At 51.2% G+C, this 15,449-nt stretch carries 26 protein-coding genes; 2 read left to right on the top strand and 24 right to left on the bottom strand.

Annotation, left to right across the window (positions count from 1 at the left end; translation table 11 throughout):
• Positions 1-56: 56 nt before the first annotated feature.
• The 11 genes from rpsQ to rpsJ are packed head-to-tail and all read right to left on the bottom strand — an operon-like array spanning position 57 to position 5,013.
• Positions 57-311, bottom strand: a complete 255-nt coding sequence (rpsQ, locus tag DVA44_RS02080) for a 30S ribosomal protein S17 (protein WP_008457160.1) — start codon at positions 309-311, stop codon at positions 57-59.
• Positions 311-502: a 50S ribosomal protein L29 gene (gene rpmC / locus DVA44_RS02075; RefSeq protein WP_032614707.1), complete on the bottom strand. Its 192-nt coding sequence runs from the start codon at positions 500-502 to the stop codon at positions 311-313. Before rpmC ends, rpsQ begins: the two co-directional genes overlap by 1 nt.
• Complete coding sequence (gene rplP, locus DVA44_RS02070; RefSeq protein WP_002919759.1) at positions 502-912, bottom strand: 50S ribosomal protein L16; 411 nt, start codon at positions 910-912, stop codon at positions 502-504. The genes rpmC and rplP overlap by 1 nt, the downstream gene beginning before the upstream one ends.
• Before the next feature lie 12 nt (positions 913-924).
• Positions 925-1,626, bottom strand: a complete 702-nt coding sequence (gene rpsC, locus DVA44_RS02065; protein WP_000529945.1) for a 30S ribosomal protein S3 — start codon at positions 1,624-1,626, stop codon at positions 925-927.
• Positions 1,627-1,643: 17 nt separating this feature from the next.
• On the bottom strand, positions 1,644-1,976 hold the full coding sequence (gene rplV, locus DVA44_RS02060; protein ID WP_002919773.1) for a 50S ribosomal protein L22: 333 nt from the start codon (positions 1,974-1,976) through the stop codon (positions 1,644-1,646).
• 14 nt (positions 1,977-1,990) lie between these two features.
• Complete coding sequence (gene rpsS / locus DVA44_RS02055) at positions 1,991-2,269, bottom strand: 30S ribosomal protein S19 (protein WP_001138115.1); 279 nt, start codon at positions 2,267-2,269, stop codon at positions 1,991-1,993.
• A 16-nt stretch (positions 2,270-2,285) separates the two neighbouring features.
• Positions 2,286-3,107, bottom strand: coding sequence for a 50S ribosomal protein L2 (gene rplB, locus DVA44_RS02050; RefSeq protein WP_000301859.1), 822 nt, complete (start codon positions 3,105-3,107; stop codon positions 2,286-2,288).
• Positions 3,108-3,124: 17 nt separating this feature from the next.
• Positions 3,125-3,427, bottom strand: coding sequence for a 50S ribosomal protein L23 (gene rplW, locus DVA44_RS02045; RefSeq protein WP_000617546.1), 303 nt, complete (start codon positions 3,425-3,427; stop codon positions 3,125-3,127).
• Positions 3,424-4,029, bottom strand: a complete 606-nt coding sequence (gene rplD, locus DVA44_RS02040) for a 50S ribosomal protein L4 (RefSeq protein ID WP_003031119.1) — start codon at positions 4,027-4,029, stop codon at positions 3,424-3,426. Before rplD ends, rplW begins: the two co-directional genes overlap by 4 nt.
• 10 nt (positions 4,030-4,039) lie before the next feature.
• Complete coding sequence (rplC, locus tag DVA44_RS02035; protein WP_006817279.1) at positions 4,040-4,669, bottom strand: 50S ribosomal protein L3; 630 nt, start codon at positions 4,667-4,669, stop codon at positions 4,040-4,042.
• 32 nt (positions 4,670-4,701) lie between these two features.
• Positions 4,702-5,013, bottom strand: a complete 312-nt coding sequence (gene rpsJ, locus DVA44_RS02030) for a 30S ribosomal protein S10 (RefSeq protein ID WP_001181005.1) — start codon at positions 5,011-5,013, stop codon at positions 4,702-4,704.
• A 388-nt stretch (positions 5,014-5,401) separates the two neighbouring features.
• Between rpsJ and DVA44_RS02025 the strand changes: the two genes are divergently transcribed.
• A complete protein-coding gene (locus tag DVA44_RS02025) occupies positions 5,402-5,875 on the top strand; it encodes an A24 family peptidase (protein ID WP_114317176.1) in 474 nt (157 codons plus the stop codon).
• Here the strand turns inward: DVA44_RS02025 and bfr are convergent.
• The 11 genes from bfr to fkpA all read right to left on the bottom strand — a co-directional run bounded on the left by bfr (position 5,859) and on the right by fkpA (position 14,052).
• Complete coding sequence (bfr, locus tag DVA44_RS02020; RefSeq protein WP_103177268.1) at positions 5,859-6,335, bottom strand: bacterioferritin; 477 nt, start codon at positions 6,333-6,335, stop codon at positions 5,859-5,861. The genes DVA44_RS02025 and bfr overlap by 17 nt on opposite strands.
• A 71-nt stretch (positions 6,336-6,406) precedes the next feature.
• Positions 6,407-6,601 (bottom strand): bacterioferritin-associated ferredoxin, encoded by a 195-nt coding sequence (gene bfd / locus DVA44_RS02015; RefSeq protein ID WP_059180778.1) that lies wholly within the window; start codon positions 6,599-6,601, stop codon positions 6,407-6,409.
• Between the two features lie 176 nt (positions 6,602-6,777).
• Complete coding sequence (gene tuf / locus DVA44_RS02010) at positions 6,778-7,962, bottom strand: elongation factor Tu (protein ID WP_114316183.1); 1,185 nt, start codon at positions 7,960-7,962, stop codon at positions 6,778-6,780.
• 67 nt (positions 7,963-8,029) lie between these two features.
• Positions 8,030-10,144, bottom strand: coding sequence for an elongation factor G (gene fusA, locus DVA44_RS02005; RefSeq protein ID WP_103824850.1), 2,115 nt, complete (start codon positions 10,142-10,144; stop codon positions 8,030-8,032).
• A gap of 96 nt (positions 10,145-10,240) precedes the next feature.
• Positions 10,241-10,711 (bottom strand): 30S ribosomal protein S7, encoded by a 471-nt coding sequence (rpsG, locus tag DVA44_RS02000; protein ID WP_004106370.1) that lies wholly within the window; start codon positions 10,709-10,711, stop codon positions 10,241-10,243.
• 96 nt (positions 10,712-10,807) lie between these two features.
• Complete coding sequence (gene rpsL / locus DVA44_RS01995) at positions 10,808-11,182, bottom strand: 30S ribosomal protein S12 (RefSeq protein WP_003023654.1); 375 nt, start codon at positions 11,180-11,182, stop codon at positions 10,808-10,810.
• 124 nt (positions 11,183-11,306) lie between these two features.
• Positions 11,307-11,594 carry a sulfurtransferase complex subunit TusB gene (gene tusB / locus DVA44_RS01990; RefSeq protein ID WP_103177270.1) on the bottom strand — a complete coding sequence of 96 codons (288 nt, stop codon included), beginning with the start codon at positions 11,592-11,594 and terminating at the stop codon, positions 11,307-11,309.
• A gap of 7 nt (positions 11,595-11,601) precedes the next feature.
• Positions 11,602-11,961: a sulfurtransferase complex subunit TusC gene (gene tusC, locus DVA44_RS01985; RefSeq protein WP_114385631.1), complete on the bottom strand. Its 360-nt coding sequence runs from the start codon at positions 11,959-11,961 to the stop codon at positions 11,602-11,604.
• Positions 11,961-12,347 (bottom strand): sulfurtransferase complex subunit TusD, encoded by a 387-nt coding sequence (tusD, locus tag DVA44_RS01980; protein WP_103177272.1) that lies wholly within the window; start codon positions 12,345-12,347, stop codon positions 11,961-11,963. Before tusD ends, tusC begins: the two co-directional genes overlap by 1 nt.
• Positions 12,347-13,069, bottom strand: a complete 723-nt coding sequence (locus DVA44_RS01975) for a transcriptional regulator (RefSeq protein ID WP_103824847.1) — start codon at positions 13,067-13,069, stop codon at positions 12,347-12,349. Before DVA44_RS01975 ends, tusD begins: the two co-directional genes overlap by 1 nt.
• Before the next feature lie 164 nt (positions 13,070-13,233).
• Positions 13,234-14,052: an FKBP-type peptidyl-prolyl cis-trans isomerase gene (gene fkpA, locus DVA44_RS01970; RefSeq protein WP_103824846.1), complete on the bottom strand. Its 819-nt coding sequence runs from the start codon at positions 14,050-14,052 to the stop codon at positions 13,234-13,236.
• Between the two features lie 236 nt (positions 14,053-14,288).
• Between fkpA and DVA44_RS01965 the strand changes: the two genes are divergently transcribed.
• Positions 14,289-14,507: a protein SlyX gene (locus DVA44_RS01965; protein ID WP_103177275.1), complete on the top strand. Its 219-nt coding sequence runs from the start codon at positions 14,289-14,291 to the stop codon at positions 14,505-14,507.
• A 52-nt stretch (positions 14,508-14,559) separates the two neighbouring features.
• Here DVA44_RS01965 and slyD read toward each other — a convergent pair whose 3' ends face one another.
• Positions 14,560-15,147 carry a peptidylprolyl isomerase gene (slyD, locus tag DVA44_RS01960; protein ID WP_103177276.1) on the bottom strand — a complete coding sequence of 196 codons (588 nt, stop codon included), beginning with the start codon at positions 15,145-15,147 and terminating at the stop codon, positions 14,560-14,562.
• A gap of 94 nt (positions 15,148-15,241) precedes the next feature.
• Positions 15,242-15,442, bottom strand: a complete 201-nt coding sequence (locus DVA44_RS01955) for a YheV family putative zinc ribbon protein (RefSeq protein WP_103177277.1) — start codon at positions 15,440-15,442, stop codon at positions 15,242-15,244.
• Between the last annotated feature and the right edge of the window lie 7 nt (positions 15,443-15,449).

Raw genomic sequence — 15,449 nt, 5'->3', positions numbered from 1 at the left:
GAAAAAATAAACGGCTCATCGCTGAGCCGTTTATTCGTATCGAGAAGGCTACTCTATTACAGAACCGCTTTCTCTACAACGCGAACCAGCGTCCAGGACTTAGTCTTGGACAGTGGACGGCATTCGCGGATTTCTACCACGTCACCGATACCACATTCGTTGTTCTCGTCATGTACGTGCAGTTTGGTCGTACGCTTGATGAATTTACCGTAGATCGGGTGTTTCACAACGCGCTCGATAGCAACAACGATGGATTTCTCCATTTTGTCGCTAACAACACGACCTTGCAGAGTACGGATTTTATCGGTCATTACGCACCCGCCTTCTGAGTCAGTAAAGTCTTAACGCGTGCAACATCACGACGCACTTGCTTCAGCAGGTGAGTCTGTTGCAGCTGGCCACTTGCAGCCTGCATACGCAGGTTGAACTGCTCACGCAGCAGGTTCAGCAGCTCAGCGTTCAGCTCTTCTACGCTTTTTTCACGCAGCTCATTTGCTTTCATTACATCACCGTCTTAGTTACAAAGGTGGTTTTGATAGGCAGTTTCGCTGCTGCCAGGCCGAAGGCTTCACGGGCCAGCTCTTCCGGAACACCGTCCATTTCATACAGGACTTTGCCCGGTTGGATCAAGGCAACCCAGTACTCCACGTTACCTTTACCTTTACCCATACGAACTTCCAGCGGCTTCTCGGTAATTGGTTTGTCCGGGAATACACGGATCCAAATTTTACCTTGACGCTTAACTGCACGGGTCATAGCACGACGTGCTGCTTCGATCTGACGTGCAGTCAGACGACCACGGCCAACAGCTTTCAGACCGAAAGTGCCGAAGCTAACATCCGTACCCTGCGCCAGACCACGGTTGCGGCCTTTGTGCACTTTACGGAATTTTGTACGCTTTGGTTGTAACATCAGCGACGCTCCTTATTTACGGCCTTTACGCTGCTGCTTTTTAGGTTGCGCAGCCGGTTTTTCCGGTTGTTCAACAGCAGCCATACCACCCAGGATCTCACCTTTGAAGATCCATACCTTAACGCCGATTACACCGTAAGTGGTGTGCGCTTCAGAGGTGTTGTAGTCGATGTCAGCACGCAGAGTGTGCAGCGGTACGCGACCTTCGCGGTACCATTCGGTACGTGCGATTTCCGCGCCGCCCAGACGGCCGCTAACTTCAACTTTGATACCTTTAGCGCCCAGACGCATTGCGTTCTGTACAGCACGCTTCATAGCACGACGGAACATAACACGACGTTCCAGCTGAGAAGTGATGCTGTCAGCAACCAGTTTTGCGTCCAGTTCAGGCTTACGAACTTCAGCGATATTGATCTGTGCAGGAACGCCAGCGATATCCGCTACGACCTTGCGCAGTTTTTCTACGTCTTCGCCTTTCTTACCGATAACGATGCCAGGACGAGCAGTGTGAATGGTTACACGGATGCTCTTAGCCGGACGCTCGATTACGATACGAGATACGGACGCTTTAGCCAGTTCCTTAGTCAGGTACTGACGTACTTTAAAATCGCTGTCCAGGTTGTCAGCGAATTCTTTGGTGTTCGCAAACCAGGTTGAGTTCCATGGTTTTACAATACCCAGGCGAATACCATTAGGATGTACTTTCTGACCCATTGCTAGTCTCCAGAGTCTCAGCGATCGGACACAACCACAGTAATGTGGCTGGTGCGCTTCAGGATGCGATCTGCACGACCTTTCGCACGCGGCATAATGCGCTTCATGCTCGGGCCTTCGTCTACGAAAATTTTCGCAACTTTCAGATCGTCAATGTCAGCGCCATCGTTGTGTTCAGCGTTAGCAATGGCAGATTCCAGAACTTTCTTGACCAGTACAGCCGCTTTCTTATTGGTGTAGGTCAGAATATCCAGGGCCTGCGACACTTTCTTACCGCGAATCAGGTCAGCAACAAGGCGAACCTTCTGAGCAGAAGAACGAGCATGGCGATGTTGAGCTAAAGTTTCCATCTCTTCCTCCTACCTTATTTCTTCTTCGCTTTTTTATCAGCAGCGTGGCCGCGATAAGTACGAGTCGGTGCGAATTCACCCAGTTTGTGACCGACCATTTCATCGGAAACGAATACTGGAACGTGCTGACGACCATTATGGACAGCGATGGTCAAACCGATCATGTTAGGAAAGATCGTTGAACGACGGGACCAAGTGCGCAGGGGCTTCTTGTCTCCGCTTTCCACCGCTTTCTCTACCTTCTTCAGCAAGTGCAGGTCAATAAAAGGACCTTTCTTGAGAGAACGTGGCATGGCTTATCCTCTAATATTATTTGCTACGGCGACGTACGATAAATTTATCAGTACGCTTGTTGCTGCGGGTCTTCTTACCTTTGGTCTGAACGCCCCACGGAGTTACCGGGTGCTTACCAAAGTTACGACCTTCACCACCACCATGTGGGTGGTCGACTGGGTTCATCGCAGTACCGCGAACGGTAGGACGAACACCACGCCAGCGTGCAGCACCTGCTTTACCCAGAACGCGCAGCATATGCTCAGCATTGCCAACTTCGCCCAGGGTAGCGCGGCAGTCTGCTTCGACTTTACGCATTTCACCAGAACGCAGACGCAGGGTGACATAAGCACCATCACGCGCAACGATCTGAACGTAAGTACCAGCGGAACGTGCCAGCTGACCGCCTTTACCTGGTTTCATTTCTACGTTATGAACGGTAGAACCAACCGGGATATTGCGCATCGGCAGGGTGTTACCTGCTTTGATTGCAGCATCAACGCCAGACTGAATCTGGTCGCCAGCTTTCAGGCCTTTAGGGGCCAGGATGTAACGGCGTTCGCCATCTTTGTACAGAACCAGCGCGATGTTCGCGGAACGGTTCGGATCGTACTCAAGACGCTCAACAACTGCTGGGATACCGTCTTTGTTGCGTTTAAAGTCAACAATACGATAAGCCTGCTTGTGGCCACCACCGATGTGACGAGTGGTGATACGGCCATTGTTGTTACGACCACCGGATTTGCTGTTCTTTTCCAGCAACGGAGCAAAAGGCTTGCCCTTGTGCAGCTCAGGGTTAACCACTTTAACAACGTGGCGACGACCCGGAGATGTCGGTTTACATTTAACAACTGCCATTGTATTACTCCTCCGACTTACTCAGCGCCGCCAACGAAGTCCAGATTCTGGCCTTCTTTCAGGGTGACGTAAGCTTTTTTCCAGTCGCTACGACGACCGATACGCTGTCCGTGACGTTTAACTTTCCCTTTAACTACCAGGGTGTTAACGACTTCGACTTCGACTTCAAACAGTTTCTGCACAGCAGCTTTGATTTCTGCTTTGGTCGCGTCTTTAGCAACTTTGAGAACGATGGTGTTAGTTTTTTCCATCGCAGTAGACGCTTTTTCAGAAACGTGCGGTGCGCGCAGCACCTTCAGCAGACGTTCTTCACGAATCATGCCAGCATCTCCTCAACTTGCTTAACAGCATCAGCAGTCATTACGACTTTGTCGAAGGCGATCAGGCTAACCGGGTCGATACCAGTCGCATCGCGTACGTCAACCTTGTGCAGGTTACGTGCGGCCAGGAACAGGTTCTCGTCCAGCTCACCGGTGATGATCAGCACATCTTCCAGAGCCATGTCTTTCAGTTTCTGTGCCAGCAGCTTAGTTTTAGGCGCTTCTACAGAGAAAGATTCGACAACGATCAGACGATCCTGACGTACCAGCTCGGACAGGATGCTTTTCAGCGCGCCGCGGTACATCTTTTTATTAACTTTTTGACTGTGGTCCTGCGGGCGAGCAGCGAAGGTCACGCCACCGGAACGCCAGATCGGGCTCTTGATAGAACCTGAACGCGCACGGCCAGTACCTTTCTGGCGCCACGGCTTTTTGCCGGAACCAGTTACTTCAGCACGAGTCTTCTGAGCACGAGTACCCTGACGAGCACCAGCTGCATAAGCAACAACAACCTGGTGAACCAGCGCTTCGTTGAAATCACGACCGAAGGTAGTTTCGGAAACAGTCAGCGCGCTCTGCGCGTCTTTCAATACTAATTCCATTGCTATCCCCTTACGCCTTCACAGCTGGTTTAACGATCAGGTCGCTACCGGTTGCGCCCGGGACCGCACCTTTAACCAGCAGCAGGTTGCGCTCAGCGTCAACACGTACTACGTCCAGGCTCTGAACGGTTACACGTTCGTTACCCAGCTGACCTGCCATTTTCTTGCCTTTGAACACTTTGCCCGGAGTCTGGTTCTGACCGATAGAACCCGGAACGCGGTGAGACAAGGAGTTACCGTGAGTAGCGTCCTGGGTACGGAAGTTCCAGCGCTTAACGGTACCAGCAAAACCTTTACCTTTAGAGGTACCGGTTACGTCAACTTTTTTAACTTCAGCAAACAGTTCAACGCTAATGTCCTGACCTACGGTGAACTCTTCGCCTTCAGCCAGGCGGAATTCCCACAGACCACGGCCAGCTTCTACGCCAGCTTTAGCGAAGTGACCCGCTTCTGGCTTGGTTACACGGTTAGCTTTTTTAGCACCAGTGGTAACCTGAATAGCGCGGTAGCCATCGTTAGCCAGATCTTTAACCTGAGTAACGCGGTTTGCTTCAACTTCGATTACGGTTACTGGGATAGAAACGCCATCTTCAGTGAAGATGCGGGTCATACCCACTTTTTTACCGACTAAACCAATCATTGTATCAACCTCTCAATCGCTCGATGACCTGATTAACCCAGGCTGATCTGCACGTCTACACCGGCAGCCAGATCCAGACGCATCAGAGCATCAACGGTTTTCTCAGTTGGCTCAACGATGTCAACCAGACGCTTGTGAGTGCGGATCTCGTACTGATCACGCGCGTCTTTGTTAACGTGCGGGGAGATCAGAACGGTAAAGCGCTCTTTGCGGGTCGGCAGCGGGATCGGACCACGGACTTGCGCACCAGTGCGCTTAGCAGTCTCGACGATTTCCGCGGTTGATTGATCGATCAGACGATGATCAAACGCTTTAAGGCGGATACGGATTCTTTGGTTCTGCATGAGACCAGAGCTCCAATTATTTTATAAACGAAAATGATCACTACTCAGACCCATTACGATTGATGGGAGAGTGTAACCGTTCTTACGTAGCTCCCCGATTGGGAGCATTGTTAGGCAACTGAAAAAGATTGCTGCCCGGGGTTCAGATTGAACCAGCTGTCAATTACGACAAGCCCGCGCATTATACGTAAATCTGGGCAGGACGCAAGCCCAGTTTAGAAAATAGACGGCAGAGCTCAATTTTGCGTGTCCCCTCGTAAATACGATGCAATCGTACATTGTCGTGATAACAGGCAGGAAGGCGTCTCGCAGCGTTTTAGTTTGCCGTTTGTTTCACCTTTGGGGGGCATGGAATATGGAGGCAAACATTCTATTGAGGTTTACGCCAATGCTTACTCTCCTCCCCTTCTTGCTTGCCTACCTGGGATTAACAGCACTGTTAGTTCGCGAGGATATCCGCTCACATCTGCTTCCGGACCGATATCTCTGCCCGCTACTATGGGTTGGTCTGCTTTATCACCTCTGTCTTCAACCCGAGCGGCTGCCTGCCGCCGTCGCAGGGGCGATAGCGGGGTACACAGGATTCGCGATTATTTACTGGGGTTACAGGCTGCTACGTAAGCGTGAAGGGCTGGGTTACGGTGACGTAAAGTATCTGGGTGCGCTGGGCGCATGGCATGGATGGTGCGTACTTCCTGTGCTGGCATTATCAGCAGCGTTGCTGGCTACGCTTTATCTTCTCATCCTGGCGATGTGTAAACCCGGGGAACAGATATTAAAAAACCCACTGCCATTTGGACCTTTCATGGCGGCAGCGGGTTTAATGATGAGTGGGCAAAGCCTGATCAGCTTTCCACTTTAATTTGCGACTGGAGGTAATTTTGCAGCCCAATTTTACTGATAAGATCCAGTTCTGTTTCCAGCCAGTCGATGTGCCCTTCTTCATCAGCCAGAATCTCAATCATCATATCGCGGCTGACGTAGTCATGAACGCTATCTGCATAAGCGATAGCTTCCCGCAGATCTTTCGCCCCTTCGAGCTCCAGCGTCAGATCCGAACGCAATATCTCTTCGACATCTTCGCCGATACCCAGCTTGCCGAGATCCTGCAGGTTAGGGATACCCTCGAGGAACAGAATACGCTCGATGTATTTATCAGCGTGCTTCATCTCATCGATGGACTCATGGTATTCAATATCGTTGAGGCGAGTCAGACCCCAGTTTTTGAACATTCTCGCATGGAGAAAGTATTGGTTGATTGCGACAAGCTCATTTCCCAATAATTTATTGAGATAACTTATGATTTTGATATCACCTTTCATTATAGTCCCTCCGCTTCCACTCATTGAAGCGTAGATGGGGCTACAGGGATGTCAAAAGAAAAGTATGCGCCTCAGGCAATCTCTTTGTATTCCGGGATCTGCATCAATTCGTCCTGCATAATCTCGCGGGCAGCGCGAACGCACTTACCGCATTGATTTCCAACCGGAACAAACTTACGCAGCTGCTGAAAAGATTGAGGATGAAACTGGCGAACGGCCTGACGAATTTTTTTATCACTCACACCGTTACATAAACAAACGTACATAACCACTCCCGTTCAAAATATGTGCAAAGTGTAAGTGAGAATAATTATGATTACAATAGCACAAGCATGAAGATGCGGGGCGGGAGCGAACAAAAAATACGAAAATTTGTGACAGCCATAAACGCTGAAAACAAAAAAGGACGCCGAAGCGTCCTTTTTAATTCAGGGATAATTAATTAGCCCAGAACTTTAGCAACAACACCCGCGCCAACGGTACGGCCGCCTTCGCGGATTGCGAAACGCAGACCATCGTCCATTGCGATTGGGTGGATCAGGGTAACAACCATTTTGATGTTGTCGCCTGGCATTACCATCTCAACGCCTTCTGGCAGTTCGATGGTACCGGTCACGTCAGTAGTACGGAAGTAGAACTGTGGACGGTAGCCTTTGAAGAACGGAGTATGACGGCCGCCTTCGTCTTTGGACAGGATGTACACTTCAGATTCGAACTTGGTGTGTGGCTTGATTGAGCCTGGCTTCGCCAGAACCTGACCACGTTCGATTTCTTCACGCTTGATACCACGCAGCAGAACACCAACGTTCTCACCAGCACGGCCTTCGTCCAGCAGTTTGCGGAACATTTCAACGCCAGTACAGGTAGACTTAGCAGTCTCTTTGATACCAACGATTTCAACTTCTTCACCAACTTTGATGATACCGCGCTCTACACGACCGGTAACAACGGTACCACGACCGGAGATGGAGAATACGTCTTCGATTGGCAGCAGGAACGGCTTGTCGATAGCACGCTCTGGTTCCGGGATGTAAGAATCCAGGTAGCCAGCCAGTTCGATGATTTTCTCTTCCCACTCAGCTTCGCCTTCCAGCGCTTTCAGAGCAGAACCACGAACGATTGGGGTATCGTCGCCTGGGAAATCGTACTGAGACAGAAGTTCACGAACTTCCATCTCTACCAGTTCCAGCAGCTCTTCGTCATCAACCATGTCGCATTTGTTCAGGAACACGATGATGAAAGGAACGCCTACCTGACGACCCAGCAGGATGTGCTCACGGGTCTGAGGCATTGGGCCGTCAGTCGCAGCAACAACCAGGATCGCGCCGTCCATCTGCGCAGCACCGGTGATCATGTTTTTAACATAGTCGGCGTGGCCTGGGCAGTCTACGTGTGCGTAGTGGCGAGTCGGGGTGTCATATTCAACGTGAGAAGTGTTGATGGTGATACCACGAGCTTTTTCTTCTGGTGCGTTATCGATCTGGTCGAATGCACGAGCAGAACCACCGTAGGTTTTAGCCAGAACGGTAGTGATTGCAGCGGTCAGGGTAGTTTTACCGTGGTCAACGTGGCCGATAGTACCAACGTTGACGTGCGGTTTTGTACGTTCAAATTTTTCTTTAGACACGGCTATATTCCTTACTATAGTGCCCCCTCACCGAGGGGGCACGGGACTTAGATTTTAACCCTACGGCTTATTTACCACGGGCTTCAATTACGGCCTGAGCAACGTTGTTCGGCGCATCATCATACTTCAGGAACTCCATGGAGTAAGAAGCACGACCTTTGGTCAGAGAACGCAGCTGAGTTGCATATCCGAACATTTCAGACAGCGGAACTTCAGCGTGGATCACAACGCCAGTAACGTTAGTTTCCTGACCACGCAGCATACCACGACGACGGCTCAAGTCACCGATGACGTCACCGGTGTTCTCTTCAGGCGTTTCTACTTCAACCTTCATGATTGGCTCAAGCAGAACTGGTTTCGCTTTCTTAAAGCCTTCTTTAAAGGCGATAGAAGCAGCCAGTTTAAACGCCAGTTCAGAGGAGTCAACGTCATGGTAAGAACCGAAGTGCAGACGAATACCCATGTCTACTACCGGGTAACCAGCCAGCGGACCAGACTTCAGCTGCTCCTGGATGCCTTTATCAACGGCAGGGATGTATTCGCCAGGAATTACACCACCTTTGATGTCGTTGATGAACTCGTAACCTTTAGGGTTAGAGCCCGGCTCCAGTGGGTACATGTCGATCACAACGTGACCGTACTGACCACGACCACCAGACTGCTTAGCGTGTTTACCTTCAACATCGGTAACTTTCTGGCGAATTGCTTCGCGGTAAGCAACCTGAGGTTTACCCACGTTAGCTTCAACGTTGAATTCACGCTTCATACGGTCAACGATGATGTCCAGGTGCAGTTCACCCATACCAGCGATGATGGTCTGGTTAGATTCTTCATCAGTCCATACGCGGAATGATGGGTCTTCTTTAGCCAGACGGCCCAGAGCCAGACCCATTTTTTCCTGGTCAGCTTTGGTTTTTGGTTCAACGGCGATAGAGATTACTGGCTCTGGGAACTCCATGCGCTCCAGAATGATCGGGTGATCTGGGTTACACAGGGTATCACCAGTAGTCACGTCTTTCAGACCGATAGCAGCAGCGATGTCACCCGCGCGAACTTCTTTGATCTCTTCACGTTTGTTCGCGTGCATCTGTACGATACGACCGAAACGCTCACGTGCAGCTTTCACGGAGTTCAGGATGGTGTCACCGGAGTTAACCACACCAGAGTACACGCGGAAGAACGTCAGGTTACCAACGAACGGGTCGGTAGCGATTTTGAACGCCAGAGCAGCAAACGGCTCGTCATCACTTGCGTGACGCTCAGCCGGCGTGTCTTTACCGTCGTCCAGGATACCGTTGATCGCAGGAACGTCTACCGGGGATGGCAGGTAGTCAACTACCGCATCCAGCATCGCCTGAACACCTTTGTTCTTGAACGCAGAACCACAGGTTACCAGGATGATTTCGTTGTTCAGAACACGCTGACGCAGAGCTTTTTTGATCTCTTCTTCAGACAGTTCTTCACCACCCAGGTATTTCTCCATCAGGTCTTCTGAAGCTTCTGCAGCGGACTCGATCAGGTTCTGGTGCCATTCGTCAGCCAGGTCCTGCATGTCAGCCGGGATATCTTCATAAGTGAAGGTTACGCCTGCGTCTTCTTCATTCCAGTTGATGGCTTTCATTTTCACCAGGTCAACAACACCGGTGAAACCTTCTTCAGCACCAATCGCCAGCTGCAGCGGAACAGGGTTCGCGCCCAGACGGGTTTTGATCTGACCAACAACTTTCAGGAAGTTCGCACCCATACGGTCCATTTTGTTAACGAACGCAATGCGTGGAACTTTATATTTGTTTGCCTGACGCCATACGGTTTCAGACTGTGGCTGAACACCACCAACTGCGCAGTAAACCATTACCGCACCATCAAGAACACGCATGGAACGTTCTACTTCGATGGTGAAGTCAACGTGGCCCGGGGTGTCGATGATGTTTACGCGGTGTGGTTCATACTGCTTAGCCATACCAGACCAGAATGCAGTAGTCGCTGCGGAGGTGATGGTAATACCACGCTCCTGCTCCTGCTCCATCCAGTCCATGGTTGCGGCGCCGTCATGAACTTCACCGATTTTATGGTTTACACCGGTGTAGAACAGAATACGTTCGGTGGTAGTGGTTTTACCGGCGTCGATGTGCGCACTGATACCGATGTTACGGTAGCGTGCGATGGGTGTTGTACGAGCCATTTGATTCCTCGTTTATCTTTTTAGGCGTTCAGTTAAGTAACCCAAAGCGGGCTGCTTCGCTGAAGCGCCCGCCTGGTGACTAATACTCCGAAGGGATTACCAACGGTAGTGTGCGAACGCCTTGTTGGCTTCTGCCATACGGTGAACGTCTTCACGTTTCTTAACTGCAGTACCTTTGTTGTCTGCAGCGTCAGAAAGTTCGTTCGCCAGACGCAGAGCCATGGATTTATCACCGCGTTTACGAGCAGCTTCAACGATCCAACGCATTGCCAGAGCATTACGACGGACCGGACGGACTTCAACTGGTACCTGATAAGTAGAACCACCAACGCGGCGAGACTTAACTTCTACAGTCGGGCGTACGTTGTCGAGAGCTACTTCGAAAGCTTCCAGTTCATTTTTACCAGAACGCTGAGCCAGGGTCTCCAGCGCGCTGTATACGATTGCTTCTGCAGTAGATTTTTTACCATCTACCATCAGGATATTTACAAATTTTGCCAGCAGTTCTGATCCGAATTTCGGATCTGGAAGAATTTTACGCTGACCAATGACGCGACGACGTGGCATGGGAATACTCCGTTGTTAATTCAGGATTGTCCAAAACTCTAAGAGTTTAGTGTGACATTAAGATAAATCAGTTTGGCCTTACTTAACGGAGAACCATTAAGCCTTAGGACGTTTCACGCCGTATTTGGAGCGAGATTGCTTACGGTCTTTAACGCCGGAGCAGTCAAGCGCACCACGAACGGTGTGGTAACGAACACCCGGAAGGTCTTTTACACGACCGCCACGGATCAGGATCACGGAGTGTTCCTGCAGGTTGTGACCTTCACCACCGATGTAGGAAGTCACTTCAAAACCGTTAGTCAAACGCACACGGCATACTTTACGCAGTGCGGAGTTTGGTTTTTTAGGAGTGGTAGTATATACACGAGTACATACGCCACGTTTCTGCGGGCAGGCTTCCAGCGCAGGCACGTTGCTTTTTGCAACTTTGCGTGCACGTGGTTTGCGTACCAGCTGGTTAACTGTTGCCATTAAATAGCTCCTGGTTTTAGCTTTTGCTTCGTAAACACGTAATAAAACGCCCTCATACAATATGAGGACGCGAAATTTTAGGGCTACGTCGAAAAGGTGTCAAGAATTATACAGCGATCTCAGATCACCAGTTCATTTGGCCGGTGTGCTGGATGGCCAGATTGACAAAATCAGTATAGCTAACCACGTCAATTTTGGTTGAAATTTGACCAATAAGGCCGCGAGCCTCGATATCATCTTTTAGCGCTGAGACAGAGATGGGGGCATTACAGAGAATATCAACAAAGCGGCTGCCTTCTACTGCCGCCAGAACGCCATCCTGGATCAGCAGCACAGTATCACCCTCACGCAGCATGCTTAACAGGCTTTCGATGTCGCAATGCCAGGGGGAACGGCTCAGGGTATGGAGCATGCGCGCCTCAGAATGTCAGGATTGTGTCGTAGTGGGAAAGCTGTTCCCGCAGTAATGCCGGTGCAAGTACGGTCGCGTCCAGAATGAAGGGAGTATTCTCGTTCAGGCCGCGGGCCTGCAGTGAAGCTGCACAAACATAGAACGTCTCGATGTCATACAACGGCAGGACTTTAAAGGTCGAGATGTAATCCCGCGCCAGCACCGCCTGCGGCTGCTGACCGGCAAGCAGCTGGAATACGCCGTCTCCGATAAAGAATACCCCGATCTCTTCCGTCAGCGCAGAAGTGGCCAGTAACGCATCCAGCCCTTCCCTTCCGGCGGCACTGCCATGTGGGGCAGAATGAAATACAAACGCAACGCGGTTCATCAGAATTGCACCATACGATCGCAGGTTAAGGCAGCCTGTGCCAGCGCCCCAAGACCGCTAAGGGAGAAGCCCTCGTTAAGATTCGCGGCAGGCAAACCGAGACGTTGCGCTTCATTCGCATCGCTTACCCCCCGACGCAGAGCCGCCGCCACGCAGATATGCAAGGCAACGCCATGCTCCTGGTTCAGCGACTGCCAGGCCCGGACCAGATCGAACTCGTCTGATGCCGGAGAGGTCAGCTGGTTTGCGTTATACACCCCTTCCCGATAAAAAAAGACGCTGACCAGCTCATGGCCGGCCGCCAGCAGTGCACGGGCAAACTGCAACGCGCTGCTAGCCTGCTGTGTACCGTATGCCGGGCCTGTCACCATTAATGCAAAACGCATTACTTCTCTTGCCCCAGGAAATCGCCGCTTTTGAACTGACGGATGTAGAGATAGACCGTGTGCTTGGAGATGTTGAGGCGATCGGCCACCTGGTTAATGGCATCTTTAATATCAAAAATGCCTTTTTCGTAGAGGTTAAGCACGATCTGACGATTCTTGGCATTGTTGGAGACGTTGCGATCGGCATTAACTTCTTCGATGGTGAATTCCAGCGTCTGGGTCACGAGGTCTTCAACGGAAGAGGCAAAGTTTACGGAGGAGCCGACATCCGGTGTTTCTGGCGGAATGAAGGTGTTCATGATCTGGGAGAACGGCACATCAAGGTTCATGTTGATGCACAGCAAACCAATCACGCGATGATCGCGGTTGCGGATCGCGATGGTCACGGACTTCATGAGAACACCGCTCTTCGCGCGGGTGAAATAACATTTGGAGACGCTGCTGTCCGCGCCGGTCATGTCGTGCAGCATACGCAGTGCAAGGTCAGTGATTGGCGAGCCGATTTTACGGCCAGTATGCTCACCATTGGCGATACGGATGGCAGAACATTTCAGATCTTGCAGGGAGTGCAAAACGATTTCGCAGTGGGACCCAATGAGCATCGCTAACCCGTCCACTACCGCTTCGTAGGATTTCAGAATATCGAAATCGGTCTGATCGAAAGGACGTTGATCCAGCAAATCAAGTTCGCTGGTTTCGTTGGTTAAAAGCGACCTGGTCATGAAAAAAACACTCCTTTTCAGGAGCCTGTCGGTAGGTTTTCAGGGCAGGCTCATTATTTACACGGGCAATTAAGTTAATACAGCGTAGGTAGCGCTTCCAGTGTTAATTATATCTACACCCCAATAAAAAAACCGCCGCTTCTGAGGCGGCGGTTTTAACCGGTTTACTTCTTGGTGGCTTCTGCCGGCGCTTCCGGCTTCGCGTCAGGCTTAGCATCCGCTTTCGGCGCTGGCTTGATGTCCAGCAGCTCTACGTCGAATACCAGCGTGGAGTTAGCCGGGATACCCGGGACGCCCGTTTTGCCATAAGCCAGCTCCGGTGGGATGACCAGCTTGATTTTACCGCCTTTCTTGATGTTCTTCAGGCCTTCAGTCCAGCCAGGGATAACACCATCCAGACGGAAGGAGAGCGGCTCACCGCGGGTGTAAGAGTTATCGAACTCTTTACCGTCGGTCAGCGTACCTTTGTAGTTCACAACAACGGTATCGCTGTCTTTCGGTGCCTCGCCAGTCCCTTCTTTCTCTACTTTGTAGACCAGGCCAGTAGGAGAGGTTTTCGCGCCTTTCTCTTTAGCGAAAGCCTCACGGTAGGTTTTGCCTTTCGTTTCGTTCTCAGCCGCGTCTTTCTCCATCTTCTCCTGCGCTGCGCCTTTCACGCGCGCTTCGAAAGCCTGCAGAGTTTGCTCGATTTCCTGGTCAGACAGTTTGCTCTTGTCTGCAAACGCATCCTGAACGCCTGCGATCAGCTGAGCCTGGTCCAGTTTGATGCCCAGTTTTTCTTGCTCTTTCAGAGAGTTTTCCATGTAACGGCCCAGAGATGCGCCCAGCGCGTAGGCTGATTTCTGGTCGTCATTTTTGAACGCTGCATTGCTGTCAGCAGTCGCAGCAGGTTTCGCAGCGGTATCAGCAGCGAAAGTCAGCGGCGCATGCAAAGCGACAGCCATTGTGGTCGCCAGCAGCGTTACTTTAAACAGTGATTTCATCCATTTCTCCAGGGCCGGGGACTCTCACCCCGTATTAAGCGTAAATGAGTAGCGTACTATAAAACGTTGAGGAACAAATCTACAGGTAGACACCCCTGATTAGCACCACATTTCAGACTATTTTTGTTTAAATTAGTTTCGCAGCAAGGGGATGTTTACTGCGCGCAAGGATAATCTCAGGTAAAATTCGCCGCCGCCAGCCCCGGACGGGTTTAACGAAACAAACGAGGTGAATCATGCAGAATAGAGAGATGGAAGCACGTCTGGCTGAGCTTGAAAGCCGCCTGGCTTTTCAGGAGATCACCATCGATGAGCTGAATCAGACCGTCACCGCCCACGAGCTGGAGATGGCAAAGCTGCGGGATCTGATGCGTCTGTTAACTGAAAAAGTAAAAGCCTCCCAGGCATCGCACATCGCGTCGCAGTCGGAAGAGACGCCGCCACCCCATTATTAAGACGTAAAAAAAGCGGGAATATCCCGCTTTTTTGTGCCTTAAGGCGTAACGCTTAGTGGCAACCGCAGCCGCCGTTACCGCCGCAACCGCCTTTACCGTGCTCGTGACCATGGTCGTGATCGTGGCCGTGACCACCGCAGCAGCCATCGTGACCGTGATCGTGGTCATGACCGTGCGCACCATGAACGTGGCCGTGAGCCAGCTCTTCTTCAGTGGCTTCGCGGATCGCAACCACTTCAACGTTGAACTTCAGGTTCTGGCCAGCCAGCATATGGTTGCCGTCAACCACAACGTGGTCGTCTTCAACTTCCGTAATTTCTACTGGAACCGGACCCTGGTCAGTTTCAGCCAGGAAACGCATGCCAACCTGCAGCTCATCAACGCCCATGAAGACGTCTTTAGGAACACGCTGAACCAGGTTTTCATCGTACTGACCGTAAGCGTCGTTTGCGCCTACAGCAACGTCAAATTTGTCACCAACTTCATGACCGTCCAGCGCGTTTTCCAGGCCGGAGATCAGGGAACCGTGACCGTGCAGGTAGTCCAGCGGCGCACTCACCGGAGACTCATCAACCAACACACCGTCTTCTGTACGTACCTGATAGGCCAGGCTGACCACCAGGTCTTTTGCTACTTTCATGATATCTCCTGAGCGTGGGAAAATTGCTGGCGCAGATTGTAGCCGAATTCTGCACCCGTGTACCCTTTAGCTTAAAAAAACTCGGGACATATCGCTAGTCCGGATGAAAAATGCCGATCACTTGTTCTTCTTTGCGAACGTGATCGCGCACTTCTTTATCGGCTTCCCGCATCTGGTGACCGCACTTAACACACTCAACAATATCGATATTGTTCTCTCGCCACATGGCCAGTGAATCCTGAGCCTGGCAGGCCGGGCATTTCGCGCCGGCGATAAAACGTTTACGTACCGCCATTCTATAC

The organism is Leclercia sp. W17, from assembly GCF_003336325.1.
Taxonomy (GTDB): Bacteria; Pseudomonadota; Gammaproteobacteria; order Enterobacterales; family Enterobacteriaceae; genus Enterobacter.
The sequence above is the reverse complement of the archived record's forward strand: the minus strand, read 5'-3'. Positions and strand labels throughout refer to the sequence as shown.

Coding starts and splice junctions, on each gene's coding strand:
- rpsQ (WP_008457160.1), bottom strand. CDS start 311: ATGACCGATAAAATCCGTACTCTGCAAGGTCGTGTTGTTAGCGACAAA.
- rpmC (WP_032614707.1), bottom strand. CDS start 502: ATGAAAGCAAATGAGCTGCGTGAAAAAAGCGTAGAAGAGCTGAACGCT.
- rplP (WP_002919759.1), bottom strand. CDS start 912: ATGTTACAACCAAAGCGTACAAAATTCCGTAAAGTGCACAAAGGCCGC.
- rpsC (WP_000529945.1), bottom strand. CDS start 1,626: ATGGGTCAGAAAGTACATCCTAATGGTATTCGCCTGGGTATTGTAAAA.
- rplV (WP_002919773.1), bottom strand. CDS start 1,976: ATGGAAACTTTAGCTCAACATCGCCATGCTCGTTCTTCTGCTCAGAAG.
- rpsS (WP_001138115.1), bottom strand. CDS start 2,269: ATGCCACGTTCTCTCAAGAAAGGTCCTTTTATTGACCTGCACTTGCTG.
- rplB (WP_000301859.1), bottom strand. CDS start 3,107: ATGGCAGTTGTTAAATGTAAACCGACATCTCCGGGTCGTCGCCACGTT.
- rplW (WP_000617546.1), bottom strand. CDS start 3,427: ATGATTCGTGAAGAACGTCTGCTGAAGGTGCTGCGCGCACCGCACGTT.
- rplD (WP_003031119.1), bottom strand. CDS start 4,029: ATGGAATTAGTATTGAAAGACGCGCAGAGCGCGCTGACTGTTTCCGAA.
- rplC (WP_006817279.1), bottom strand. CDS start 4,669: ATGATTGGTTTAGTCGGTAAAAAAGTGGGTATGACCCGCATCTTCACT.
- rpsJ (WP_001181005.1), bottom strand. CDS start 5,013: ATGCAGAACCAAAGAATCCGTATCCGCCTTAAAGCGTTTGATCATCGT.
- DVA44_RS02025 (WP_114317176.1), top strand. CDS start 5,402: ATGCTTACTCTCCTCCCCTTCTTGCTTGCCTACCTGGGATTAACAGCA.
- bfr (WP_103177268.1), bottom strand. CDS start 6,335: ATGAAAGGTGATATCAAAATCATAAGTTATCTCAATAAATTATTGGGA.
- bfd (WP_059180778.1), bottom strand. CDS start 6,601: ATGTACGTTTGTTTATGTAACGGTGTGAGTGATAAAAAAATTCGTCAG.
- fusA (WP_103824850.1), bottom strand. CDS start 10,144: ATGGCTCGTACAACACCCATCGCACGCTACCGTAACATCGGTATCAGT.
- rpsG (WP_004106370.1), bottom strand. CDS start 10,711: ATGCCACGTCGTCGCGTCATTGGTCAGCGTAAAATTCTTCCAGATCCG.
- rpsL (WP_003023654.1), bottom strand. CDS start 11,182: ATGGCAACAGTTAACCAGCTGGTACGCAAACCACGTGCACGCAAAGTT.
- tusB (WP_103177270.1), bottom strand. CDS start 11,594: ATGCTCCATACCCTGAGCCGTTCCCCCTGGCATTGCGACATCGAAAGC.
- tusC (WP_114385631.1), bottom strand. CDS start 11,961: ATGAACCGCGTTGCGTTTGTATTTCATTCTGCCCCACATGGCAGTGCC.
- tusD (WP_103177272.1), bottom strand. CDS start 12,347: ATGCGTTTTGCATTAATGGTGACAGGCCCGGCATACGGTACACAGCAG.
- DVA44_RS01975 (WP_103824847.1), bottom strand. CDS start 13,069: ATGACCAGGTCGCTTTTAACCAACGAAACCAGCGAACTTGATTTGCTG.
- fkpA (WP_103824846.1), bottom strand. CDS start 14,052: ATGAAATCACTGTTTAAAGTAACGCTGCTGGCGACCACAATGGCTGTC.
- DVA44_RS01965 (WP_103177275.1), top strand. CDS start 14,289: ATGCAGAATAGAGAGATGGAAGCACGTCTGGCTGAGCTTGAAAGCCGC.
- slyD (WP_103177276.1), bottom strand. CDS start 15,147: ATGAAAGTAGCAAAAGACCTGGTGGTCAGCCTGGCCTATCAGGTACGT.
- DVA44_RS01955 (WP_103177277.1), bottom strand. CDS start 15,442: ATGGCGGTACGTAAACGTTTTATCGCCGGCGCGAAATGCCCGGCCTGC.